This window comes from Kluyvera chengduensis, assembly GCF_044197065.1.
GTDB classification, from domain to species: domain Bacteria; phylum Pseudomonadota; class Gammaproteobacteria; order Enterobacterales; family Enterobacteriaceae; genus Kluyvera; species Kluyvera ascorbata_C.
Genome location: NZ_JBIQOI010000001.1, coordinates 782073 through 803333, shown reverse-complemented (window position 1 = coordinate 803333; position 21261 = coordinate 782073). Strand labels below are relative to the sequence as shown.

The following is a 21261-nucleotide window of genomic DNA, read 5'->3' as shown; positions in this document are numbered from 1 at the left end:
AATTATATTGATTCACGGGCAAGCCAGGGGCTGTCTACCCGCACGGTATCGCGGTGATCGAGCTCCTGGATAAGATGCAGCGCGCTAAGACGACCGATTTCATAGTGCGGAAGCTGTACCGTTGATAGCGGCGGCAAAAACAGTTCGCCGGTGCCGACCATATTGTCATAGCCCAGCACGGCGACATCCTGCGGAATGCGCAGCCCTCGCCCCAGCAACACCTGATAGATAACAAAAGCCACGCGGTCGTTACCGCACACCACCGCATCAAACATCGGACGCGCGCCGCTCAGGTAATGCCCGGCAATCTCCGCCGCATCAATATGGTGGCGCTCGCCCGGCGGAAGATAGTGGTGGAACATGGCATCAGGGTCGACGCCCGCTTCACGGCAGGCTCTCTCCATTCCCGCCCGACGGCGATCGGTCGCCACAATGCCTTTTGGCAGGTGGATGCACAGCAACCGACGATAGCCTGCGGCTAACAGCGCTTTCACACCGAGATATTGCCCTTGTTCGTCATCGGGAATATAGGTGGGAAATGGGCCGCTGATGCTCTCGCAGTTCGCCAGCACGCAGCGATACTTATGCAGCTTTTCCGGCACCGGGACCTGACGCAGCCCCATCGCGGTGTAGATAATGCCGTCCGGGCGATGCGCCAGCAGCAGATCGACCATTTTCTCCGGCTGGTCATTGCTGAACATATTGACCACAAAGCTATTCCAGCCGTGCGCCCGCGCGGTCTCTTCGATAGAGAGCGTGATCTCCACGGAAAATGGCGTGGTCATGGTATCCAGCGCCAGCACCCCAATAGTGTTAGCCGTAGTTTTCGCACCACGAATTTTTTTAGCCGAGAGATCGGAGACGTACCCCAGCGCATCGACCGCTTCCATCACCTTTTTATAGGTTTCTGGCCGCAACCGTTCCGGCTCGTTAATCGCTCTCGATACGGTCATTAACGAGACGTTTGCCCGTTGCGCCACATCCTTTAAAGATGCCATACCCTCTCCTTTGACGGCGTTCACCTTGCCGGGCCCTGAAAATGCGATCTCGATAACACCCGCAAAATGTTAACGTTAACTTTTGTGATTAACATCGATATTACCATCAATTCTGCGAGAAAACTGAGAATGTTAACGTTATCTTTTTACCAACTTACTTACAGGGACAAGCAAATGACGTCACTACTTTCCAAAGCCAACGAGGCCTTAAGCCAGCAAAAAGACCGTGTAAACCCGCGCTGGTATCCACGCTATCACCTCGCCCCTCCTGCGGGCTGGATGAACGATCCCAACGGCCTGTGCTGGTTCGATGGTTATTACCATGCGTTCTATCAGCACTATCCATGGCAACCGGTCTGGGGGCCAATGCATTGGGGCCATGCGCGCAGCCGCGATATGGTCAACTGGGAGCATTTACCAATAGCACTGGCACCAGAAGGGCCAGCAGATAAAGACGGCTGTTTTTCAGGTTCAGCGGTGGTTGACGGCAATAAGCTGGCCCTTCTCTACACCGGGCACAAATTTGACGGCGAAGCGAAAGAGGAAAACCTGTATCAGGTGCAGTGTCTGGCCACCAGCACCGACGGGGTTCACTTCGAACGCCAGGGCATGGTTCTGGATACCCCGCAGGGGGTTCACCATTTTCGCGATCCGAAAGTCTGGCAAGAGGGAGAGCGCTGGTACATGGTGGTGGGTGCTCGGGTCGATGATGTGGGCGAAGTACAACTCTATCGTTCACAGGATCTACAGCACTGGCAGTTTGCCAGCACGCTCGCCCAAGCCAACGAGGGCATGGGCTACATGTGGGAGTGTCCGGATCTCTTCCCGCTGGACGATAAGCTGGTCTTTATGTTCTCGCCGCAGGGCATTGCCGCCGACGGATACAACTACCGTAACCTATTCCAGAGCGGCTATATGGTCGGCGAATGGCAAGATGACCACCAATTCCACATTACCCACCCCTTCCAGGAGATGGATCACGGGCATGATTTTTACGCTCCCCAGTCATTTACCACCCCGGATGGTCGCCGCGTGGTGATCGGTTGGCTATCAATGTGGGAGTCGCCGATGCCAGAACAGGCCGACGGCTGGGCGGGCATGCTTACCCTGCCCCGGGAAGTGACGCTCGACGCGGAACAACGGCTGCGCATGAACCCGGTGAAAGAGCTGGAATCATTACGCGGCGAGCTTCATGTCTGGCCGGTCAGTGAACTGCACAATCGCACCCTGATGGTAGAGGAGCAGGCGCACGCGATGGAAGTCGAACTGAGCCTCGATATCACCCGCAGCCAGGCTGAACAATATGGTATCGCGCTGGGTGATGGGCTTCGCGTCTACGTTGATAGCCAGTCACAGCGTCTGGTGCTGGAACGCCGCTACCCGCAGCATGGCTTATCTGGCTATCGCAGCGTACCGCTCCCGGCCACTGACGTGCTGGATCTGCGCCTGTTTATCGACAGCTCCTCGGTAGAAGTCTTTGTCAATCACGGGGAGTACACCCTCAGCAGCCGTATTTATCCTGAACCGAACGATCGCCAGCTGATCTTATTCAGCCAGAACGGACACGCCATTTTTACTAACGGGCATGCCTGGCCGCTTGCCGCTAAATAACCACCCATCTCACTGCTTAGGGGAAAAATAATGACAATCTGGACGCTCGGAGATGCCGTGGTGGATTTACTACCGCGCGACAATATGCAGTTTGAAGCCTGCGCGGGAGGCGCGCCCTTCAATGTGGCCATCGGCGTCGCTCGCCTCGGTCATGCCAGCGGCTTTATCGGTCGCGTAGGCGATGACGCCTTCGGCCGCTTTCTGCACCAAACGCTGGTAACGGCGCAGGTGGACACAGGAAGCCTGGAGTTAGACAACCAGCGACACACCAGTACCGTGCTGGTATCGCTGGATGCTGATGGTGAACGACAGTTTGAGTTTCTGGTCAATCCGTCTGCCGATCAGTTTCTCAGCCCGGCGAGCCTGCCTAACTTCGGCACCGATATTCTGCACTTCTGCTCGCTGGCGCTGGCCGCTCCTGACTGCCGCGCCACTCTCGCCCAGGCGATGGCGGCCGCACGCCAGGCCGGTGGCACGCTGAGCTTCGACGTCAACCTGCGTCCACAGATGTGGAGCAATAAGACACAGATGTTTGACCTTGTCAGCGAGTTTGCCCGCCAGAGCGACATTCTGAAAATGTCCGAGGAAGAACTGCTTTGGCTAACACAGGCCGATGACTTGGGCAGCGCCTGCGAACACCTGGCTGATTTTCCCGCCCGCCTGAAAATCATCACCCGCGGCGCCGATGGCGCTATCGCCTTCTGGCAGAACAGCAGGCTGACGTTAAGCGGCTATCGTGTCGACAGTATCGATACCACCGGAGCCGGTGACGCCTTTATGGCCGGGCTGCTGGCGGCGCTCGCCGAAGATGGCTGGCCGACGTCAGCGGCGACGTTGTTCTCGCTTCTCGAACAGGCCAGCGCCTGTGGCGCCCTGGCAACCACCCAGCGTGGCGCGCTTAGCGCGTTCCCCGACGGACCACAACTGAGCCGCTTTATTCAGTCACACTCTTCACTACGGAGAACGATGACCCCGTAATACCGCGCACGCGTTACGTCGCAGCCGCAAGACCTGACAATGACCTAATCTGGATTGGAAAAAACATGAAAATAACGATGCCGTTCAGTAATGATAAATACCGGTATTCCTCCGGTTATCTGCTCTTTTTCTTTGCCGCCTGGTCGCTGTGGTGGTCTTTTTATGCCATATGGCTAAAAAGCAAATTAGGCCTGTCAGGTACGGAGCTGGGAATGCTGTATGCCGTAAACCAGTTTTTCAGCATGCTGTTTATGTTGGGCTATGGTTTTCTGCAGGATAAGCTCGGTACCCGCAAACCTCTTATCTGGATGATGGGGATAGTCATCACGCTCAGCGGCCCGTTCCTGATTTATGTTTATGAACCGCTGCTGGTCTCCAGCTTCAAGCTTGGCATGATACTGGGCGCCATTTTCTTCGGCCTTGGCTATCTCGCCGGTTGCGGTCTGGTGGAAAGCTTCGTTGAGAAAGTGAGCCGCAAATTCGACTTTGAATTCGGTACCGCCCGCTTCTGGGGGTCGCTTGGCTACGCCGCAGGGACATTTGTGGGCGGCATTTTCTTCAGCATCAACCCACACATTAACTTCTGGTGCGTGTCGGTAATGGGGGTGATATTCCTGGTGATTAACGTGTTGTTCAAAACCGACGCACCGGCCCTAGCGTCTGCGGCAGTCACTTCGCCCGAGCCAGACGCGCTGACCCGAAAGGATTTTCTCACCATCTTTAAAGATCCACAGTTCTGGTTTTTCGTTATCTTTGTCGTCGGCACCTGGTCGTTCTATAGCATCTACGATCAGCAGATGTTCCCGGTGTTTTATGCCAGCTTATTTGACGATCCTGAATTGGCTCCGCGCGTATACGGCTATCTCAACTCGGTACAGGTGTTTATGGAAGCCGTCGGCATGGCGATGATTCCATTCCTGATTAACCGCATCGGGCCTAAATCCGCATTGCTGCTGGGTGGTACCATCATGACCTGTCGCATTCTGGGCTCTGCGTTGTTCACCGATATCTATATTATTTCGTTGATCAAAATGCTGCATGCGCTGGAAGTGCCGCTGTTCGTCATCTCGGTGTTTAAATTCAGCGTCGCGAACTTTGATAAGCGCCTCTCATCCACGATGTACCTGATTGGGTTTAATATCGCCAGCTCCATCGGCATCATCGTCCTGTCGCTGCCTATCGGTAAGCTGTTTGATAAGGTGGGCTATCATGAAATCTTCCTGATTATGGCGAGCATTGTGGTGGTAACGCTGATATTTGGTTACTTCACGCTCAGTAAAAAGCATCATCCGCAGAGCAGCCAGCAGGAACTGGCTGCCGAGCAGTAACGCTGGCTTAACGGTAACGGGACCGGAAGGGTCCCGTGCTACCTTAACCGTATTTACCCCGCCGCCAGATACTCTTTGACCGCATCCAGAAACAGCCCCAGCGCCGCATGCTGATGGTCACGGGACTGGTAAAGCCCGTATATTCCCAATGGTGCAGGCTCTAATTGCGGTAATACCTGCACCAACCGCCCGCTGTCCAACCCAGCCCTCGCCTCGATTTCAGGCACCATCGCCAGACCGACGTCCGCGGCCGCCATCTCGCACAACAACGATGATATTCCGGCGCTGAAGTTTCCGTTCACCGCCACAGCGTGCTCGCCTTTATCGCCATCGCGAAAGGTCCAGGACTGGCCAGAAAAGCGGCTGTAGTGCAGGCAGTTATACTGGGCGAGTTCATCAAGTGTTGTCGGCTCCCCCGCGCGAGCAAGGTAGCCCGGTGAGGCGCACAGAACGGAACGACAGGTTCCCAGATGGCGCGCAATCGCGCCCGGCTCCGGGGTATTGGTAATGCGAATGGCCAGATCGATGCGTTCGCCCACCAGGCTTACCGGATGGTTGTTGATATCCACTTCAATACGCAGCGCCGGGTAGCGGCTCAGAAAGGCTGGGATAACGGGGTTCAGCAAATGTATTGCCGTAAAATGGGCACAGGCGATACGCAGCGTGCCAGACGGGGTAATACCAGTCGCCTCCCCTTCAATCCCCTGCGATAACAACACCAACTGCCGCGTCTTCTCCAGCGTTTTTTCTCCCGCGGGGGTGATGGTTAACCGCCGGGTGGAACGGTGGATCAACCGGGAGCCGGCCCACTTCTCCATCTCATCAAGATAGCGGCTGACCATGGGACGAGAGATGCCGAGAGAACGCGCTGCGGCGCTGAGGCTCCCAAGTTCGCAAATGCGGTTATAGGTAATTGCCGCCATGATCCTATCCATCGCCACTCCATTAGATCGTTTTATGAAACTCAGCATGTATTGTTTCAGGAATTCTAGCAGAAGCCAAAATCCGTAGAATGGATTTACCCCACGTTAGTCAAACCTCAACTTACCTGGATACATCGCTAAGGAATCTATGAACATGAAATCGCTCACGCTGGTCCTGTCACTGGCCGCGACTCCCGTATTCGCCGCCCCGCTGCACCTGGACGTCTACAACCCACAGGAAAAAGGTATTTTCCCGGTATCTTCCACGCTGGTCTCTGGCCCGAAAGAAGCGATGCTGTTTGACGCCCAGTTCAGCGTCAAAGACGGCGAGAAACTGGTAGAGATGATCAAAGCCGGTGGCAAAACGTTAAAGACTATCGTGATTACCTCTGGCGACCCCGATTTCTATTTCGGGCTTGAACCGCTGGTAAAAGCCTTCCCGGATGTCAGCGTCGTCGCCTCGCCATCGGTCGTGGAGCATATCAAAGCCACCAAGGACGCCAAACTGGCCTTCTGGGGCCCGCAGATGAAGGACGGCGCGCCAACCAAAATCATCGTTCCGCAGGCGACAAACGCGACGCGCTTTACCGTGGACGGTGAGACGCTTGAACTGAAGCATTCTGGTGACTATGCCGCGTATGTGTGGATTCCTGCAAACAAGGCCATTCTGGGCGGAACGGGTATTGCCTCCGGCATTCATGTCTGGACCGCCGATACTCAGACTCCTGCCATTCGTCAGGGCTGGATGACGGTATTAAGCGAAATGCAGTCGCTGAAACCACAGCAGGTCATTCCGGGTCACTATGTGGGTGAGCGCCCGGCAAAAGACGCGGCCATCACCTTTACCCACCGCTATCTGCAAACGTTCGAGCAGGCGCTGGCAAATCACAAAGGCTCTGCCGACGTCATCAAGACGATGAAAACGGCCTACCCGAACCTGGCGGATGAAAGCTCACTTAAGCTCAGCACTAAGGTGAATACCGGCGAAATGAAGTGGTAGCCACGGTTTAACCACCTCGCCGCCAACAACGTGAACAGCACAAAGCTAAGAGCGGCATGGATGCCCATCAATGCAAATGGTTCTCATTAACCTGCAAATATGATAAGTTGCATATTAAATGAACCTTATCGACAGGAGCAAACCATGAGCGCAAGTGAAAAAGCGGGTCACACCTTTCTAGCAAGCCTGGGAAAAACCCGGCTGCGTCCCGGCGGCGTCGATGCAACACAATGGCTCTTTAATCGGTCCGCGCTGTCATCGGACAGTACCGTACTGGAAGTCGCCTGCAATATGGGCACCACCTCTATCGAGCTGGCCCAGCGCTTTGGCTGCACGATATACGCCGTCGATATGGATAAAAATGCGCTTGCTAAAGCACGTGAAAACATCTCCGCCGCGGGCCTTGCAGAGAACATTACGGTCATGGAAGCCAACGCAACGAAGTTGCCTTTCGCTGATGAGACTTTCGATGTGGTGATCAACGAAGCCATGCTAACCATGTATGTGGACAAGGCTAAAACCCGGCTCATCGACGAGTACTATCGCGTGCTTAAGCCGGGCGGACGCCTGCTGACGCATGACATTATGTTTACCCAGGAGCGCCTGGAAACACAGGGACAGGCGCAACTGGAAGAGATAGTGAAATCCAACGTCAGCCCGATGACTGAGGCGGCATGGAAAACGCTCTTTCTCGAGAGCGGTTTCCGCTCGGTCGACACCCACCACGGCGCGATGTCCCTGATGTCTCCCGCCGGAATGATTCACGACGAGGGGCTGGCGCGCACCGCCAAAATCCTGTTTAACGGATTGCGCACCCGCGAGAATCGCACGCGATTTTTGGGGATGTTTCGCTTCTTTCGCCGCAACCGCCACCAGCTAAACTATATTGCCTGCTGTTCGCGCAAATAGCCGATACCGTTAAACCAGCCCTGGCGGCTGGTTTAAGAGAAAATAAGCTAGATCCAGACGTCATTCTCCGCCGTCCGTTCCCCTCCTTCGTGTCCGGTATTCAGAACGCCTCTGGGCTCAATCATCATCAGCCTGGTGACCGTTTCGGCAGACGTTTTATGCTCAATACCTTTCGGCACGACATAGAGCTCACCGGGATGAAGCAACAGATGCCCATCGCGAAAATCAATACGCAAAATACCGTCTATAACCATAAAGGCTTCATCAGTATCGGCATGTGAATGCCAGATAAAATCGCCCTCTATTTTCACTATTTTGAATTGGTAATCGTTCATCTCTGCAATTAATTTTGGCTGCCAAAGTTCGGCAAACTGCGAAAATTTATTTTCGAGATTAATCGGACAATACATCGCTACTCTCCTGCACGGTTAAGGAGAGCACACGATAAAATACCGCGACACGACGCGTCTTGAACGATCGAGCAACTCAGGCTCACCCTTTCTTGACGATATGTTGCCATCGGCCAGGTGAGACGCCCCACGTCTTCATAAACTGACGTGTCATATGACTCTGATCGGCAAATCCCGATTCAATCGCCGCATCAGCAAGAGAGATGCCGGTCATCATGAGCTGCCGACAGCGTTCAAGGCGCCGCATCGTCACATAGCGATAAGGGCTAGTGCCATAAAGCGCGCGGAAATCCCGGGATAAGCTCCAGCGGTCTTTACCACTAACCGCAGACAACGCATCCAGGGTGACGTTTTGAGCAAACTCGGAACAGATATACTCTCGGGCCCGCTCCGCTGATGGATAGTCTATGACCCGACGGCGGGTACACTGCCCCGCGACAAGGGAGAGGGCCTGCGCGAGATCGTAAAGCGCGTCATCTTCTTCTAATGGCTCAATCGATGCGTCCATCGCTTTTAATAGTGGCTCTGTTGCATGGTAGAGCCGCGAATCAGAAGAGATCCCTCCACTGATAAAAGGGAGCGGTTTTCCGCCAAGAACCCCCTGGATCAATGCCGGATCGAGGTAAAACATCCGATATTGAAATCCTTCCGTCGTTCCCGCTTCGCCATCATGGATTTCATCTGGATGCAAAACCATCGTCATTCCCTGCAAACTGTGTCGCTTGCTGCCACGATAATGAAAGCTCTGCACGCCTGATAATGTTCTTCCTATCGCGTAGGCGTCATGCCGGTGGGGTTCGTAACCATGTCCGCTGAAATAGGCTTCAATGCGTGCAATCTTCCCATCGTGGCGCCCCGGTTTTACCCAATCTAATTTTGCTTTTGTTCTCGGCATGATTCATTTACTACTCATCAAGGGTTTTATTGGGAGTTCAGAGACCAGACTTAAATTAAAGTACCCAGGCGCCCTGCAATGGTCAAAGGCGATTTGGTCGCGGTTGTGAATGCTACTAGCCACCGAAAACCATGGAGTTGCCGACAACAGGCGAGTACAATCAACCCCACTCATATTTGTCGTACAATTCAACTCAATGAAAGTTAAAACGTTACTGGCATCACTGGTCATTTCCTTCACCGTCTCGCCTGCTTTTGCGCTCACCTACTCACTGCCCAACGGGGGCGGCAGCCTGGTCGGTAGCAACCAATACGAACAGATCCCGCAGGGTCAAAAATCACCGCTGGAGACCTACGCGGCGAAGCATCATATCGGTATGAGCAATCTCCTTGACGCTAACCCCGGCGTGGATGTGTATTTACCCGCGCAAGGTACCGTACTGACCTTCCCGTCGCAGACGCTATTGCCCGACACCGTCCATCAGGGAATCGTGATTAACACCGCTGAAATGCGCCTTTATTACTATCCCGCGGGCAGTCATACCGTCGAAATCTACCCGGTCGGTATCGGCCAGATTGGCCACGATACGCCAGAACATTGGGTCACCTCAGTGAAACAGAAAAAGGTCGGACCGACCTGGACACCCACCCCGAACGAGCGTGCTGAATTTGCCGCCGAAGGCAATATCCTGCCAGCGGTCGTCCCCGCCGGGGTTGATAACCCAATGGGGCTATACGCGATGTACATTGGCAATGAATTTGCCATTCACGGCACCAATGCGAATTTTGGTATTGGGCTGCGCGTCAGCCACGGATGCGTGCGCTTACGTGCCGACGATCTGAAAAAGCTCTTTAGCGAAGTCCCGGTCGGTACCCGGGTTGAATTTGTTAATCAGCCCGTCAAAGCCAGCGTGGAGCCCGATGGCGCACGTTATATCGAAGTGCACAGTCCGTTATCCGAATCCAGTGCCAGCACCGCAAAGGCAGCGGTCATACCGGCTTCTCTCACCGCCACGTTAGCGGCGGCGGATATCCAGCAGCCCGTGCTCAAACAGGCGCTGGCAATACGTTCGGGAATGCCGGTCAGACTCAATTAATGCCGAATACTTAACCTGCTAAATCCACGCCGCGCGTGGATTTTTTTCATGCTGCCGCTTTACCGTCATTGAACCTGCCGATACTCTGTTGCGACCTCTTGAGATGACCCATTTTTCAAACCAGAAGTTGCCGCAACAATGACGACGCATAATAAAAAAATCCGTGCCTGGCATTTCCCCGTTTTTCGCCATCTTTTCACGGCGCGCTTGTTGACCGTGCTTGGCAACGGCATTGCTCCGATTGCGCTGGCTTTTGCGGTACTGGATATCGGCGGTTCAGTCTCTGATTTAGGCATCGTCGTGGCATCACGTTCCATTTTTAACGTCGCGTTTCTGCTGCTTGGCGGCGTACTGGCCGACCGTTATTCGCGCAGCCGTGTGCTGGTCTACTCCTCGGTTATTGCCGCGATTTCCCAGGGGATTGTCGCGTGGTCGGTGCTGGATGGCTCCGCTACCGTCATCAGCCTGGCGCTCCTCGGTGCGCTGAACGGCGCGGCAGCGGGCATTGCGCTACCGGCGTCTTCGGCGCTGGTTCCTCAAACGGTACCGGCGCAAAACCTGCGTGAAGCGAACGCCTTAATTCAGCTCGGTGTCTACAGCGGCACGGTCATCGGCGCGTCGCTGGGCGGCGTGCTGGCAAGTTCAGTGGGTCCGGGCTGGGGACTGGCGATTGATGCGCTGGGCTTCGCCGCCGCCGCCCCGCTCTACTCCTTGATACGAGCCAATGCTATCAAAGCGAGCGAGTCGCAAAGCAATATCCTGCAGGATCTTAAAGAAGGCTGGGCAGAGTTCGCCAGCCGTTCCTGGGTATGGTCTATCGTTGTGCAGTTCACCATCGTCAATGCCGCGTTCAGCGGCGTGGTGATGGTGCTCGGCCCCGCCATTGCCGACGCCTCTTTTGGTCGCGCACGCTGGGGCATGATCGTCGCGGCGCAAAGCATTGGGCTTATCGCCGGTACCTTCCTCGCGCTGCGCTGGCGTCCGCGCCGCGATCTTTTTATTGGCGTGATGCTGGTTATCCTCTGCGCGGTACCGATTTTTATGCTGAGCCAGACGGTCGGTGCATCATGGTTGATTGCGGCCTTTTTTGTTACCGGCGTGGCTTTCGGGCTCTTCGGCGTCTCCTGGGCGCACTCCTTGCAAACGCATATCCCGCCAGAAAAGCTGGCGCGGGTATACGCCTACGATGCGGTGGGTTCCTTTGTGGCTATCCCCTTCGGCGAACTGGTCGCTGGCCCGCTGGCCATGCGTTTTGGCAGCAGCCATGTTTTGATGGTGTCAGCAGTCGCGGTGGTTGTAGCAACGGTCTGTGCGAGCCTGGTGCCCGCTATCCGACGGCTTGATAATACCGCACAGGCGAAACCGCACGCTTCGTCTGTAGCCCAGGACCGGGGATGACGTACAGCATCGCTGGCTGCAACTGGAATGGCTGTTTCTGATCCCTTAGCTTCCTGTTGACTTATTTTGTAAAAAGACTACTTTTCAGGACATGAAGAAAATCCTGATTATCGTCCCCGATGGCGGCATGCTGTTCGAATCCGCCGGTATTGCCGACATCCTGATGCAGGCAAATCGCCTGCATCCAGAAAATGCCACCGCCACCTGCTACCAGGTCCAGTTGGCAACCACCCAACCGCATCAGGTGATCCACGGCCAGTCGGGGTTAAATCTGCTGGCGGATCATCGCCTCCACGAGATAGACCCGCGAGAACCCCTCGATACCATCATCATTACCGGCAGGGGTCAGAATCCGCAGGAAGGCATTGCCGTCGTTGACTGGCTGCGTCTTGCCGCCCCTCATACTCGCCGTATCGCTTCTATCTGCGGCGGCGCCATGCTACTGGCGCAAAGCGGGCTGCTGAACGGCAGACGCGCCACCACCCACTGGAAGCTGCTGGAAACCCTGCAAGCAGAATATCCGCAGGTGCGCGTTGAAAGCGGGCCACTCTATATCCAGGACGAGCATATCTGGACATCCGGCGGCGTCAGCTCCGGTTTTGACCTGACGCTGGCGCTGGTTGAAGAGGACTACGGCTTCAGCCTGGCGCGCGATATTGCCCAGGATTTCGTGATGTACCTGCATCGCCCCGGCAGCCAACTGCAGTTTAGCCGCTACAATCTTCAGCAAACCAGCACGCTTGGCCCGATAAACAGTCTGCTGGCCTGGCTTCTTGATAATCTTACCGACGACCTTGGCGTGGAGAAACTGGCGGAAAAAGTGGCCATGAGCCCGCGCAACTTCAGCCGCGTCTTTACCCGGGAAACCGGCGCCTCCCCGGCACGCTACGTGGCTGAAGCCCGCCTCGCCGCCGCCCGGCAAAAGCTAGAGCAGACGAACGACACGCTGGAGAGCATTGCCCAGCAAACCGGCTTTGGCAGCAGCATTAATCTGCGTCGAATGTTTGAAAAACAGCTCCACCTGACGCCGGGAGAATATCGCCAGCGATTCCACTGCCGCAAATTGGCGTAAAGTGATCCTTTTTTGTCATTTACGCCAAATCGCCACCGGCCTACAGTAACGCCAGAGACAACAGATAAGGAGTGGATCATGGTAAAGGTCGGTATTAACGGTTTTGGTCGAATCGGACGTAACGTACTGCGCGCGGCGCTGGGCAACCCGGATATTCAGATTGTGGCTATCAACGATCTGACGGATAGCAAAACGCTGGCGCACCTGCTGAAACACGACTCACTGCTCGGCACCCTCGCCGCGGAAGTCTCCGCCGGTGAAGGACGACTTGTGGTCGATGGCAAGCCCATCACGGTGTTCAGCGAGCGCGACCCGGCCAACATTCCGTGGCGTCAGGCGCAGGTCGACATCGTCATTGAAGCCACCGGCTTCTTTACCGAACGCGACAAGGCGGCGGTGCACATCCACAGCGGTGGCGCAAAGCGCGTGATTATCTCTGCTCCCGGCAAAAACGAGGACTTAACCATCGTGATGGGCGTGAATGACGGGCTCTATTCCCCGGACAAACACGTGATCGTCAGCAACGGCAGTTGTACCACCAACGGGCTGGCGCCTGCCGCGCAGGTTCTGCATCAGCACTTCGGTATTAAGCATGGCTTGATGAATACCACCCACGCCTATACCAACAGCCAGGCGCTGCACGATCAGCCGGAGAAAGACCTGCGAGGCGCTCGCGCTGCCGCGTTGTCAATCGTGCCTTACTCCAGCGGCGCGGCGAAGGCGTTGGGTAAAGTCATTCCCGAACTGGACGGCCGTTTAACCGGTTATTCGCTGCGCGTGCCGGTCCCGGTGGTTTCCATCGTCGACCTGACCGTCACCCTTGAGCAAGATGTGACGGTTGAAGCGGTGAACAATGCGTTTCGTGAGGCCGCCGCGGCAGGGCCTCTGAAAGGGATCCTCGGTTATAGTGATGAACCGCTAGTCTCAAGCGACTACCAGGGCGACCCGCGTTCTTCCATTATTGACGGTCTGTCAACGCTGGTGATTGGCGGCAATATGGTTAAAATCCTCGCCTGGTATGACAACGAATGGGGATTCTCCAACCGTCTCGTCGACCTGGCGGTGATGATGGCGAAACGCGAAAACTAATCCGACATTCTGGCATCGTCCCTAAAATCCACGCCCCGCGTGGATTTTTTTATCCTCCGGCGTCAAACCTGTAATATGCTGTTCGTTCTGATACATACGATTTTCTTATAAAAGATGGCGCACTCGCGCCCATCGCCAGACCGACACACCAACCACAGGACAGATGGATGTTAACTCATACCGCCGCCTCACCACGCAATGAGGCCAGGGCACAGTTTCGCGCCGGGGTAATCGCCTGCTTCCCTACCATTCCAGGCTACTGGAGCATTGGTTTCGCCGCCGGCGCTATCGGGACCCTTTCCGGCTTTACCACCCTGCAAACCGCGCTGTTGGCGAGCCTGCTCTATGCCGGTTCCGCGCAGTTTCTCTTCTATTCGCTCTGGGCGGCAGGCGCGGAAGTCGCCTCCGTGGTGTTCAGCGTACTGTTAGTTAACCTGCGCTATCTGCTGATGAGTTCGGCAATGAGCGTCTATTTCCGCGAGCAGACCACGCTACAGAAAATTGTCAGCGGCCTGCTGCTGACCGATGAAACGTTTGGCGTCGCGATACAGCGTGCGGGCGCTCAGAATAAAGTTTCATTTGCGTGGATGTTTGGCCTGAACGTGGCGGCCTGGCTGAACTGGATCCTGGCCTGCGTGATTGGCGCGGGGCTGGCGTCGGCGTTGCCAGAGGCATTAATGGAAGGGTTGAGCTTCAGCCTGGTCTCAATGTTTATCGGCCTGGTGCTGATGCTGTGGTTTGCCAGCCGTCGTAAGCTGCTGGAGTCCTTCAGCATCGCGGTGGCCGTGATGATTACGCTGCTCATGTCCGGGCATACCGATACCAGCCTGGTGGTGATTATCGCTGCCTCAGTTGCCGCGACGCTAGCAACGCTAGGCATGCGTTTTACTCAGCACAAGGAGCATCAGGATGGAGCGTAATATTCTGTTGGCGATTATTTTCTCAGCGGCGGTGACCGCACTAATGCGCGTTGTGCCGGTGCTGCTGTTGTCGCGTTTTCGTATGCCGCCTACGCTACAGCAGTGGCTGAGCTTTATTCCTGCGGCGATTATGTCGGCGATTATCGCAGCCGAACTGGTGGGAAAACCGGCGTTAACCGGCAGCGGCATCAGCATTTCACTGCTGGCAGCCGCGGTGGCTACGCTGGTTGGCGCGCTGAGCCGCAGCCTGTTCGCAACGGTGATTGCGGGAATGGCGGCATTTATGGGGTTGAGCTATTTGTTGGCTTAGGCGCGTATCCCGGCGTTCAGTAATATGCCAGGCCAAGACCCGGAGTCGGCGCGATGCGCCTCGTCCGGGCTACCCGCGTTTTTCCACGGTTATCATAGTGACGAATGGATGGTACTGCCAGGGGACACCGCTCCCCTGCTGGTACATCTTTGAGATGGTGCCGTCGAGATACAGCATCTGCCGCACGTTGAGACGAGATTTCGCATAGCAGGCGAAATCATAGAAATTAGTTTCCCGCTCGCTCAACATAAATACGACCTTGCCCTGCGCGGTGATCCCGACGCCGTTGCGCAACTTACGCGAGCTCGCCGACGGCTTCAGCCGCCAGTTAATCACGCCATTTTCAATCAGCATTGGGCCGGACTGCACCGCGTAGCTCATGCCTGTGATCGATTTCAGCTTGTCGAGGCTGACTATCCCCGCGCGATCGCCCTTAACGTAGAATACACCGCCGGGTTTAATAAAGAAGTTTCCGCCACCGGACGCGCGGTTCACCGCCACCTTCTGCTGCCCGTTTTCAATATACAGCCCAAGAGGGGCATAGGTTTTATCGTAGATGCCGCCGTTCATCGCCATACGTACGCGCCCGTCGCCGTTAATATCGGACAGCAGCGCGCGCAGCGAGCCGTAGTCTTTACCGTTGGCTTTGAGCCAGTACATGGCAATGCGTTCGCGCTGGGGATCGGCGGTATAGCTTTGTAGCGTGAGGTTGGGGTCCGTAAGGCGACATGAACTTCCCGCTGCTGCCATGGAAGGGACGGCTATCAGCGCCAGCAGCAGCGGTATTATACGGATAGACATGACGTTACTCGTCTTCGTCTTCATCCTCAAAACGCGCAACAATACGTTCGCCAGTATGGGTAGCACGCAGCTCCTCGGCCACCAGCGCAATCGCCTGACCGCTTGCCATGCCCTGCGACATCAGTTCCTGAATACGCTCAACGGCTTTCTGCTGCTGTTCATGGCTCAGTGAAGGTAATCCTGCAAACATCATTGACTCCTGCTACATTGTGGGCGCGTATTATTTCATGCTGCCCGAACATTCGCCAGTGGCAGTGCAACAAGGCTGGACAGAGAAACAATGCTACCCCCTTCAACGATGACGCTTCCCTGGCGACAGGATGCCGCCGAACACTACTTTGCCCCGTTAAACGCGTCGCCCTGGGCGATGATGCTGCACTCCGGCTATGCGGACCATCCGCACAGCCGTTACGATATCGTGGTCGCTGACCCCAGCCAGACGCTGGTGACCCGCGGCGATAGCACCCTCATCACCCGTGCGGGTCAAACGCAGGTCTCCGGTGACTGCCCGCTCGCGCTGCTGCAGCAGGCCATCGAAAGGCTTAACATCACGGTCGAGCCACTCGCTGACATTCCGTTTATCGGCGGTGCCGTTGGGCTTTTTGGTTATGATTTGGGCCGTCGCTTTGAAAAGCTGCCCGACCGAGCGCAGCAGGATGTGGGCGTGCCGGATATGGCCGTTGGGCTTTATGACTGGGCACTGATCGTTGATCATCAACGCCAGGTGGTGACGCTACTCTGCCACGGTGATATTCAGGCCCGCTTGCGTTGGCTAGAACAGCAGGTTGCCCCAGTGGTCGAGCCGTTTTCCCTCACCTCTGGCTGGCAGTCAAATATGACCCGAGAGCAATACGGCGAGAAGTTTCGCCGGGTGCAGGCCTATCTGCAAAGCGGCGACTGCTATCAGGTGAACCTCGCCCAACGTTTTCAGGCGCGCTATCGCGGCGATGAATGGGCGACCTTTGTGGAACTCAACCGCGCGAATCGCGCGCCATTTAGTGCGTTTATACGCCTTGATGGGAGCGCCATTCTTAGCCTTTCTCCCGAGCGTTTTATTCAGCTCGATCAGAGCTGCATTCAGACCCGGCCGATTAAAGGCACCCTGCCGCGTCTCGACTCGCCAGAGGCCGACGCCGAACAAGCTCAGCGGCTGGCCAATTCGCCGAAGGATCGTGCAGAAAACCTGATGATTGTCGACCTGATGCGCAACGACATCGGGCGCGTCGCCGTCCCGGGCAGCGTACGCGTGCCAGAGCTGTTCGTCGTTGAGCCGTTCCCGGCGGTACATCATCTGGTGAGCACCATCACCGCACAGCTACCGCCGACGCTGCACGCGACCGATCTGCTGCGCGCCGCGTTTCCCGGCGGCTCAATTACCGGTGCGCCGAAAGTTCGCGCGATGGAGATTATCGACGAACTGGAGCCCCATCGCCGTAACGCCTGGTGCGGCAGCATTGGCTATATCAGTGCCTGCGGCAATATGGATACCAGCATCACCATTCGCACCGTGACGGCCTCGGACGGCGCGCTTTACTGCTCGGCGGGCGGCGGCCTGGTCGCCGACAGCGACGAGGATGCGGAATATCAGGAAACATTTGATAAAGTGAATAGAATCCTTCAACAACTGGAGTCCTGACCATGCAAGAGCCCGCGCTGAACCTGGATGACTTCCTCTCCCGCTTTCAGCTGCTTCGCCCGCAAACCTCGCGGGCAGCTTTAAACGCCCGACAGGCGGCGGTACTGGTGCCGATTGTTCGCCGCCCCGAACCGGGGCTGCTTCTGACCCAGCGTTCGGCGCGTTTGCGCAAACACCCCGGTCAGGTGGCCTTCCCCGGCGGTGCCGTAGACAGCACCGATGCCTCGCTGATTGCCGCCGCGCTACGTGAAGCGCAGGAAGAGGTCGCCATTCCTCCGGAGTGCGTGGATATCATCGGCGTACTGCCGCCGGTCGATAGTGTGACCGGCTTTCAGGTGACGCCGGTGCTCGGGGTGATCCCGCCCGATCTGCACTACCACGCCAGCGAAGATGAAGTGGCATCGGTGTTTGAGATGCCGCTTGCCGAGGCGCTGCGTCTGGGGCGTTATCACCCGCTTGATATTCACCGCCGCGGCAATGCGCATCGCGTCTGGCTTTCGTGGTATCAGCACTATTTTGTCTGGGGCATGACCGCCGGCATTATTCGTGAGCTGGCGCTACAAGTGGGCCTTAAACCCTGACTATACTTACCCTGATAACCGGCTTTTCAGCATTAGTAAAATCAACGCTACACATTAATTAAATTCATGTGAATAGTTAAGCTGAGTTTCAGGTTCCCTCATACACTATGCGCAGTTATTACATCGTTGCCGCAACAACGCGGCAACCCTGTCAGGAGTGTTAAAGTGATTAGTATATTCGACATGTTTAAGGTGGGGATTGGTCCCTCATCTTCCCATACTGTAGGGCCGATGAAGGCTGGCAAACAGTTCGTCGATGACCTGGTCGAAAAGGGACTGATTGATGACGTGACGCGCGTTGCCGTCGACGTCTATGGTTCACTGTCCCTCACCGGTAAGGGCCACCATACCGATATCGCGATTATTATGGGTCTGGCGGGCAACCAGCCGGATACCGTCGATATTGATGCCATCCCGGCATTTATTCGTGACGTTGAAGCTCGCGGCCGTCTGCTGCTGGCGCAAGGCCGCGTTGAGGTCGATTTCCCGGCCGATAACGGTATGCGCTTCCACAACGGCAATCTGCCGCTGCACGAAAACGGCATGCAGATAACCGCCTGGGCGGGTGACGCCGAAGTCTACAGCAAAACCTATTATTCTATCGGCGGTGGTTTTATCGTCGACGCAGAGCATTTTGGTAAAGCGGACAGCGGTGAAGTGCAGGTGCCTTACCCGTTTGCTTCAGCCACCGAAATGCTCAACTACTGCAAAGAGACCGGCCTGTCGCTCTCTGGCATGGTCATGCAGAACGAGCTGGCGCTGCACAGCAAGAAAGAGATTGAAGACTACTTCGAGAATGTCTGGCAGACCATGCGCGCCTGTATTGACCGAGGCATGAATACCGAAGGCGTTCTGCCTGGACCGTTGCGCGTACCGCGTCGTGCTTCCGCGCTGCGCCGTATGCTGGTGTCGAGCGATAAGCTCTCCAGCGATCCGATGAACGTCATCGACTGGGTAAACATGTTCGCGCTGGCGGTAAACGAAGAGAACGCCGCCGGTGGACGTGTGGTCACGGCACCGACCAACGGCGCCTGCGGTATCGTTCCGGCGGTACTGGCCTATTACGATCACTTTATCGAGTCCGTCAGCCCTGATATCTATATTCGCTACTTCCTGGCCTCTGGTGCTATTGGCGCGCTGTACAAGATGAACGCCTCTATCTCCGGCGCGGAAGTGGGTTGCCAGGGTGAAGTGGGCGTAGCCTGTTCGATGGCGGCAGCCGGTCTGGCAGAACTGCTGGGTGCAAGCCCGGAGCAGGTGTGCGTCGCGGCGGAAATCGGCATGGAGCATAACCTCGGTCTGACCTGTGACCCAGTTGCGGGCCAGGTTCAAGTGCCGTGCATTGAGCGTAACGCCATTGCCTCGGTCAAAGCGATTAACGCCGCACGTATGGCGATGCGCCGTACCAGCGAGCCGCGCGTGTCCCTCGACAAGGTTATTGAAACCATGTACGAAACCGGTAAAGACATGAACGCCAAATATCGCGAAACGTCGCGTGGCGGTCTGGCTATCAAAGTGCAGTGCGACTAATACGTCATTTCGCCTACCCCTAATACGGGTAGGCGATTTATTTCCCTATTTTTTCTCACTATTTTCTCTACCCACTACACTTGCTCTGTTGTCACTGCTATTTTCATAACCACTCAAAGCGCGACGAGCATCGGATATGCAATCAGCACAAGGAATTATCAGGCACTATCTCCATAAGCGAATCGCCGTCTGTGTGATTGTCGCACTCTGTGCTTTTGCGTTAACGCTAGGAATACGATTTATTTCGCAGCGCAGCATAAATCAACATCAGATTGATGACCTCACCGCCCACTCCGTCGACCGACTCAACCGAATTCTACAACCGCTAAAAACGCAACGTGAAGCGATGCTCGAGTTAGTCGGCCAATCGTGTGAAGCCATTCATCTGCCGCTGCGTAAACAGGCCGTCATGCTGCAAACGGTACGCTCCATTGCGCTGGTTAAAGCGGGCCAGCTTTATTGCTCCAGCGCGCTGGGTTCACGCCATATCGCCGTCCATACACTTCAGCCACAGTTGCCAAATAAAAAACCATTACTCCTGCTCACCACAGACCATTCTTTAATGGTAGGCAGCCCTATTCTTGTCCAGTGGTTTCCTGCATCAGCGGACGGTCAGGATGGCGTGATGGTCTCCATCAACATCGATTTAATCAGCAATATCATTCTTGAGTCCGCCCCACCGCTAATAACGCACGTCAGCCTGAACGTTGCTGACCAGCATTATCAACACGATATTGGGATAACCGGACAGTTAGACAGCGCGGGCAATCAGGTATATATCCGCACGTCTTCGGCCTTCCCGTTTAGCGTCGCAGCGCTAAGCCCAGGCCCGGACAGGCTTGCGCTCGCTAACCTGGTCACCGACCTGCCGCTGGCGCTTATCATGGCCGTTCTATTTACGTGGATTGCCTGGCTTGCGACCGCAGGTCGACTGAGTTTTTCCCGGGAAATTAACATGGGCATTGCCGGTAAAGAGTTCGGCCTTTATTGCCAGCCGCAAATGGACGCCCGCGCACAGCGCTGTATCGGCGCGGAGATCCTGCTCCGCTGGAACAATCCGCGCGTTGGCTGGGTCGCGCCGGACGTGTTTATTCCCATTGCCGAAACGCAAAACCTGATTATTCCGTTGACCCGCTACGTCATCAGCGAAACGGCACAGCGTCTGCATTTGTTCCCTCAGGATAGCGATTTTCAGATAGGCATCAACGTTGCGGCGCCGCACTTTAAGAACGGCAAATTGTTGAAAGATTTAAAGCAGAATTGGTTCAACGTAAACCCCATACAGCAACTGACGGTAGAGCTCACCGAACGTGACGCGCTGAATGACGTGAGCTATCCGTTACGCAGCGAGCTGGGGAACCAGCAGATCAAGCTGGCTATCGATGATTTTGGCACCGGCAACAGTTCGCTCTCCTGGCTTGAAATGCTCCATCCAGACATCCTGAAAATTGATAAATCCTTTACCAGCGCAATTGGCACCGATGCGGTGAACTCGGCGGTGACGGATATCATTATCGCATTGGGTCAGCGGTTGAATATTGAGCTGGTTGCTGAAGGGGTCGAAACTGAAGAGCAGGCGCTCTATTTGCAGCAGCACGGTGTGCATTTGTTGCAAGGGTATCTCTACGCACAGCCGATGCCGTTGGAGGCGTTTCCCGAGTGGCTGGAGAAGCATAAGACGTCGAATTCGCAGACACCGTAGCCCGGGCGAACGAAGTGACCCCAGGAATTCCCCAGCGTCACTTCTCTTCGTAGCCCGGCCAGGCGAAGCGCCGC

Annotated in this window: 21 protein-coding genes; 15 read left to right on the top strand and 6 right to left on the bottom strand. The window is 55.9% G+C overall.

What is annotated here, in order from left to right:
- Positions 1-2: 2 nt before the first annotated feature.
- A complete protein-coding gene (locus ACH1XZ_RS03725; RefSeq protein WP_395594373.1) occupies positions 3-998 on the bottom strand; it encodes a LacI family DNA-binding transcriptional regulator in 996 nt (331 codons plus the stop codon).
- A gap of 174 nt (positions 999-1172) precedes the next feature.
- Between ACH1XZ_RS03725 and ACH1XZ_RS03720 the strand changes: the two genes are divergently transcribed.
- From ACH1XZ_RS03720 to ACH1XZ_RS03710, 3 genes are all read left to right on the top strand, one after another.
- Positions 1173-2609, top strand: coding sequence for a glycoside hydrolase family 32 protein (locus ACH1XZ_RS03720; RefSeq protein ID WP_395594372.1), 1437 nt, complete (start codon positions 1173-1175; stop codon positions 2607-2609).
- 30 nt (positions 2610-2639) lie between these two features.
- The gene (locus ACH1XZ_RS03715) at positions 2640-3587 is read left to right on the top strand and encodes an aminoimidazole riboside kinase (protein ID WP_395594371.1); all 948 of its coding nucleotides are present in this window, start codon (positions 2640-2642) and stop codon (positions 3585-3587) included.
- A gap of 65 nt (positions 3588-3652) precedes the next feature.
- Positions 3653-4915 carry an oligosaccharide MFS transporter gene (locus tag ACH1XZ_RS03710; protein WP_395594370.1) on the top strand — a complete coding sequence of 421 codons (1263 nt, stop codon included), beginning with the start codon at positions 3653-3655 and terminating at the stop codon, positions 4913-4915.
- A 53-nt stretch (positions 4916-4968) separates the two neighbouring features.
- Here the strand turns inward: ACH1XZ_RS03710 and ACH1XZ_RS03705 are convergent, their stop codons facing one another.
- Complete coding sequence (locus ACH1XZ_RS03705) at positions 4969-5850, bottom strand: LysR family transcriptional regulator (RefSeq protein ID WP_395594369.1); 882 nt, start codon at positions 5848-5850, stop codon at positions 4969-4971.
- 136 nt (positions 5851-5986) lie between these two features.
- Here ACH1XZ_RS03705 and ACH1XZ_RS03700 point away from each other — a divergent pair, with 136 nt between their 5' ends.
- Together ACH1XZ_RS03700 and ACH1XZ_RS03695 are read left to right on the top strand one after the other, a co-directional pair.
- The gene (locus tag ACH1XZ_RS03700; protein WP_395594368.1) at positions 5987-6838 is read left to right on the top strand and encodes a Vmh family MBL fold metallo-hydrolase; all 852 of its coding nucleotides are present in this window, start codon (positions 5987-5989) and stop codon (positions 6836-6838) included.
- A 144-nt stretch (positions 6839-6982) separates the two neighbouring features.
- Complete coding sequence (locus ACH1XZ_RS03695; RefSeq protein WP_395594367.1) at positions 6983-7747, top strand: class I SAM-dependent methyltransferase; 765 nt, start codon at positions 6983-6985, stop codon at positions 7745-7747.
- A 47-nt stretch (positions 7748-7794) separates the two neighbouring features.
- Here ACH1XZ_RS03695 and ACH1XZ_RS03690 read toward each other — a convergent pair whose 3' ends face one another.
- Together ACH1XZ_RS03690 and ACH1XZ_RS03685 are read right to left on the bottom strand one after the other, a co-directional pair.
- Entirely contained in the window at positions 7795-8157 is a 363-nt protein-coding gene (locus ACH1XZ_RS03690) for a cupin domain-containing protein (protein WP_395594366.1), read from the bottom strand.
- A gap of 82 nt (positions 8158-8239) precedes the next feature.
- Positions 8240-9052 carry an AraC family transcriptional regulator gene (locus tag ACH1XZ_RS03685; RefSeq protein ID WP_395594365.1) on the bottom strand — a complete coding sequence of 271 codons (813 nt, stop codon included), beginning with the start codon at positions 9050-9052 and terminating at the stop codon, positions 8240-8242.
- Positions 9053-9248: 196 nt separating this feature from the next.
- Between ACH1XZ_RS03685 and ACH1XZ_RS03680 the strand changes: the two genes are divergently transcribed.
- The 6 genes from ACH1XZ_RS03680 (at position 9249) to ACH1XZ_RS03655 (ending at position 14937) form a co-directional block, all read left to right on the top strand.
- Entirely contained in the window at positions 9249-10148 is a 900-nt protein-coding gene (locus ACH1XZ_RS03680; RefSeq protein ID WP_395594364.1) for a L,D-transpeptidase family protein, read from the top strand.
- 138 nt (positions 10149-10286) lie between these two features.
- Positions 10287-11546: an MFS transporter gene (locus ACH1XZ_RS03675; RefSeq protein WP_395594363.1), complete on the top strand. Its 1260-nt coding sequence runs from the start codon at positions 10287-10289 to the stop codon at positions 11544-11546.
- 91 nt (positions 11547-11637) lie between these two features.
- The gene (locus ACH1XZ_RS03670; RefSeq protein WP_395594362.1) at positions 11638-12618 is read left to right on the top strand and encodes a GlxA family transcriptional regulator; all 981 of its coding nucleotides are present in this window, start codon (positions 11638-11640) and stop codon (positions 12616-12618) included.
- Between the two features lie 78 nt (positions 12619-12696).
- Positions 12697-13707, top strand: coding sequence for a type I glyceraldehyde-3-phosphate dehydrogenase (gap, locus tag ACH1XZ_RS03665; RefSeq protein WP_395594361.1), 1011 nt, complete (start codon positions 12697-12699; stop codon positions 13705-13707).
- Positions 13708-13874: 167 nt separating this feature from the next.
- Positions 13875-14627: an AzlC family ABC transporter permease gene (locus tag ACH1XZ_RS03660; protein WP_395594360.1), complete on the top strand. Its 753-nt coding sequence runs from the start codon at positions 13875-13877 to the stop codon at positions 14625-14627.
- Positions 14617-14937, top strand: a complete 321-nt coding sequence (locus ACH1XZ_RS03655) for an AzlD domain-containing protein (protein WP_395594359.1) — start codon at positions 14617-14619, stop codon at positions 14935-14937. Before ACH1XZ_RS03660 ends, ACH1XZ_RS03655 begins: the two co-directional genes overlap by 11 nt.
- Positions 14938-15006: 69 nt before the next feature.
- Here ACH1XZ_RS03655 and ACH1XZ_RS03650 read toward each other — a convergent pair whose 3' ends face one another.
- Together ACH1XZ_RS03650 and ACH1XZ_RS03645 are read right to left on the bottom strand one after the other, a co-directional pair.
- Positions 15007-15738: a phosphodiester glycosidase family protein gene (locus ACH1XZ_RS03650; protein ID WP_395594358.1), complete on the bottom strand. Its 732-nt coding sequence runs from the start codon at positions 15736-15738 to the stop codon at positions 15007-15009.
- 4 nt (positions 15739-15742) lie between these two features.
- On the bottom strand, positions 15743-15928 hold the full coding sequence (locus ACH1XZ_RS03645) for a YoaH family protein (RefSeq protein ID WP_035891624.1): 186 nt from the start codon (positions 15926-15928) through the stop codon (positions 15743-15745).
- A 90-nt stretch (positions 15929-16018) separates the two neighbouring features.
- Here ACH1XZ_RS03645 and pabB point away from each other — a divergent pair, with 90 nt between their 5' ends.
- The 4 genes from pabB (at position 16019) to ACH1XZ_RS03625 (ending at position 21187) form a co-directional block, all read left to right on the top strand.
- On the top strand, positions 16019-17374 hold the full coding sequence (gene pabB / locus ACH1XZ_RS03640; protein ID WP_395594357.1) for an aminodeoxychorismate synthase component 1: 1356 nt from the start codon (positions 16019-16021) through the stop codon (positions 17372-17374).
- A 2-nt stretch (positions 17375-17376) separates the two neighbouring features.
- Positions 17377-17955: a CoA pyrophosphatase gene (locus ACH1XZ_RS03635; protein ID WP_395594356.1), complete on the top strand. Its 579-nt coding sequence runs from the start codon at positions 17377-17379 to the stop codon at positions 17953-17955.
- A gap of 165 nt (positions 17956-18120) precedes the next feature.
- Entirely contained in the window at positions 18121-19485 is a 1365-nt protein-coding gene (sdaA, locus tag ACH1XZ_RS03630; RefSeq protein WP_395594355.1) for an L-serine ammonia-lyase, read from the top strand.
- A 136-nt stretch (positions 19486-19621) separates the two neighbouring features.
- Positions 19622-21187 carry an EAL domain-containing protein gene (locus ACH1XZ_RS03625; RefSeq protein ID WP_395594354.1) on the top strand — a complete coding sequence of 522 codons (1566 nt, stop codon included), beginning with the start codon at positions 19622-19624 and terminating at the stop codon, positions 21185-21187.
- The last annotated feature ends 74 nt before the right edge of the window (positions 21188-21261 follow it).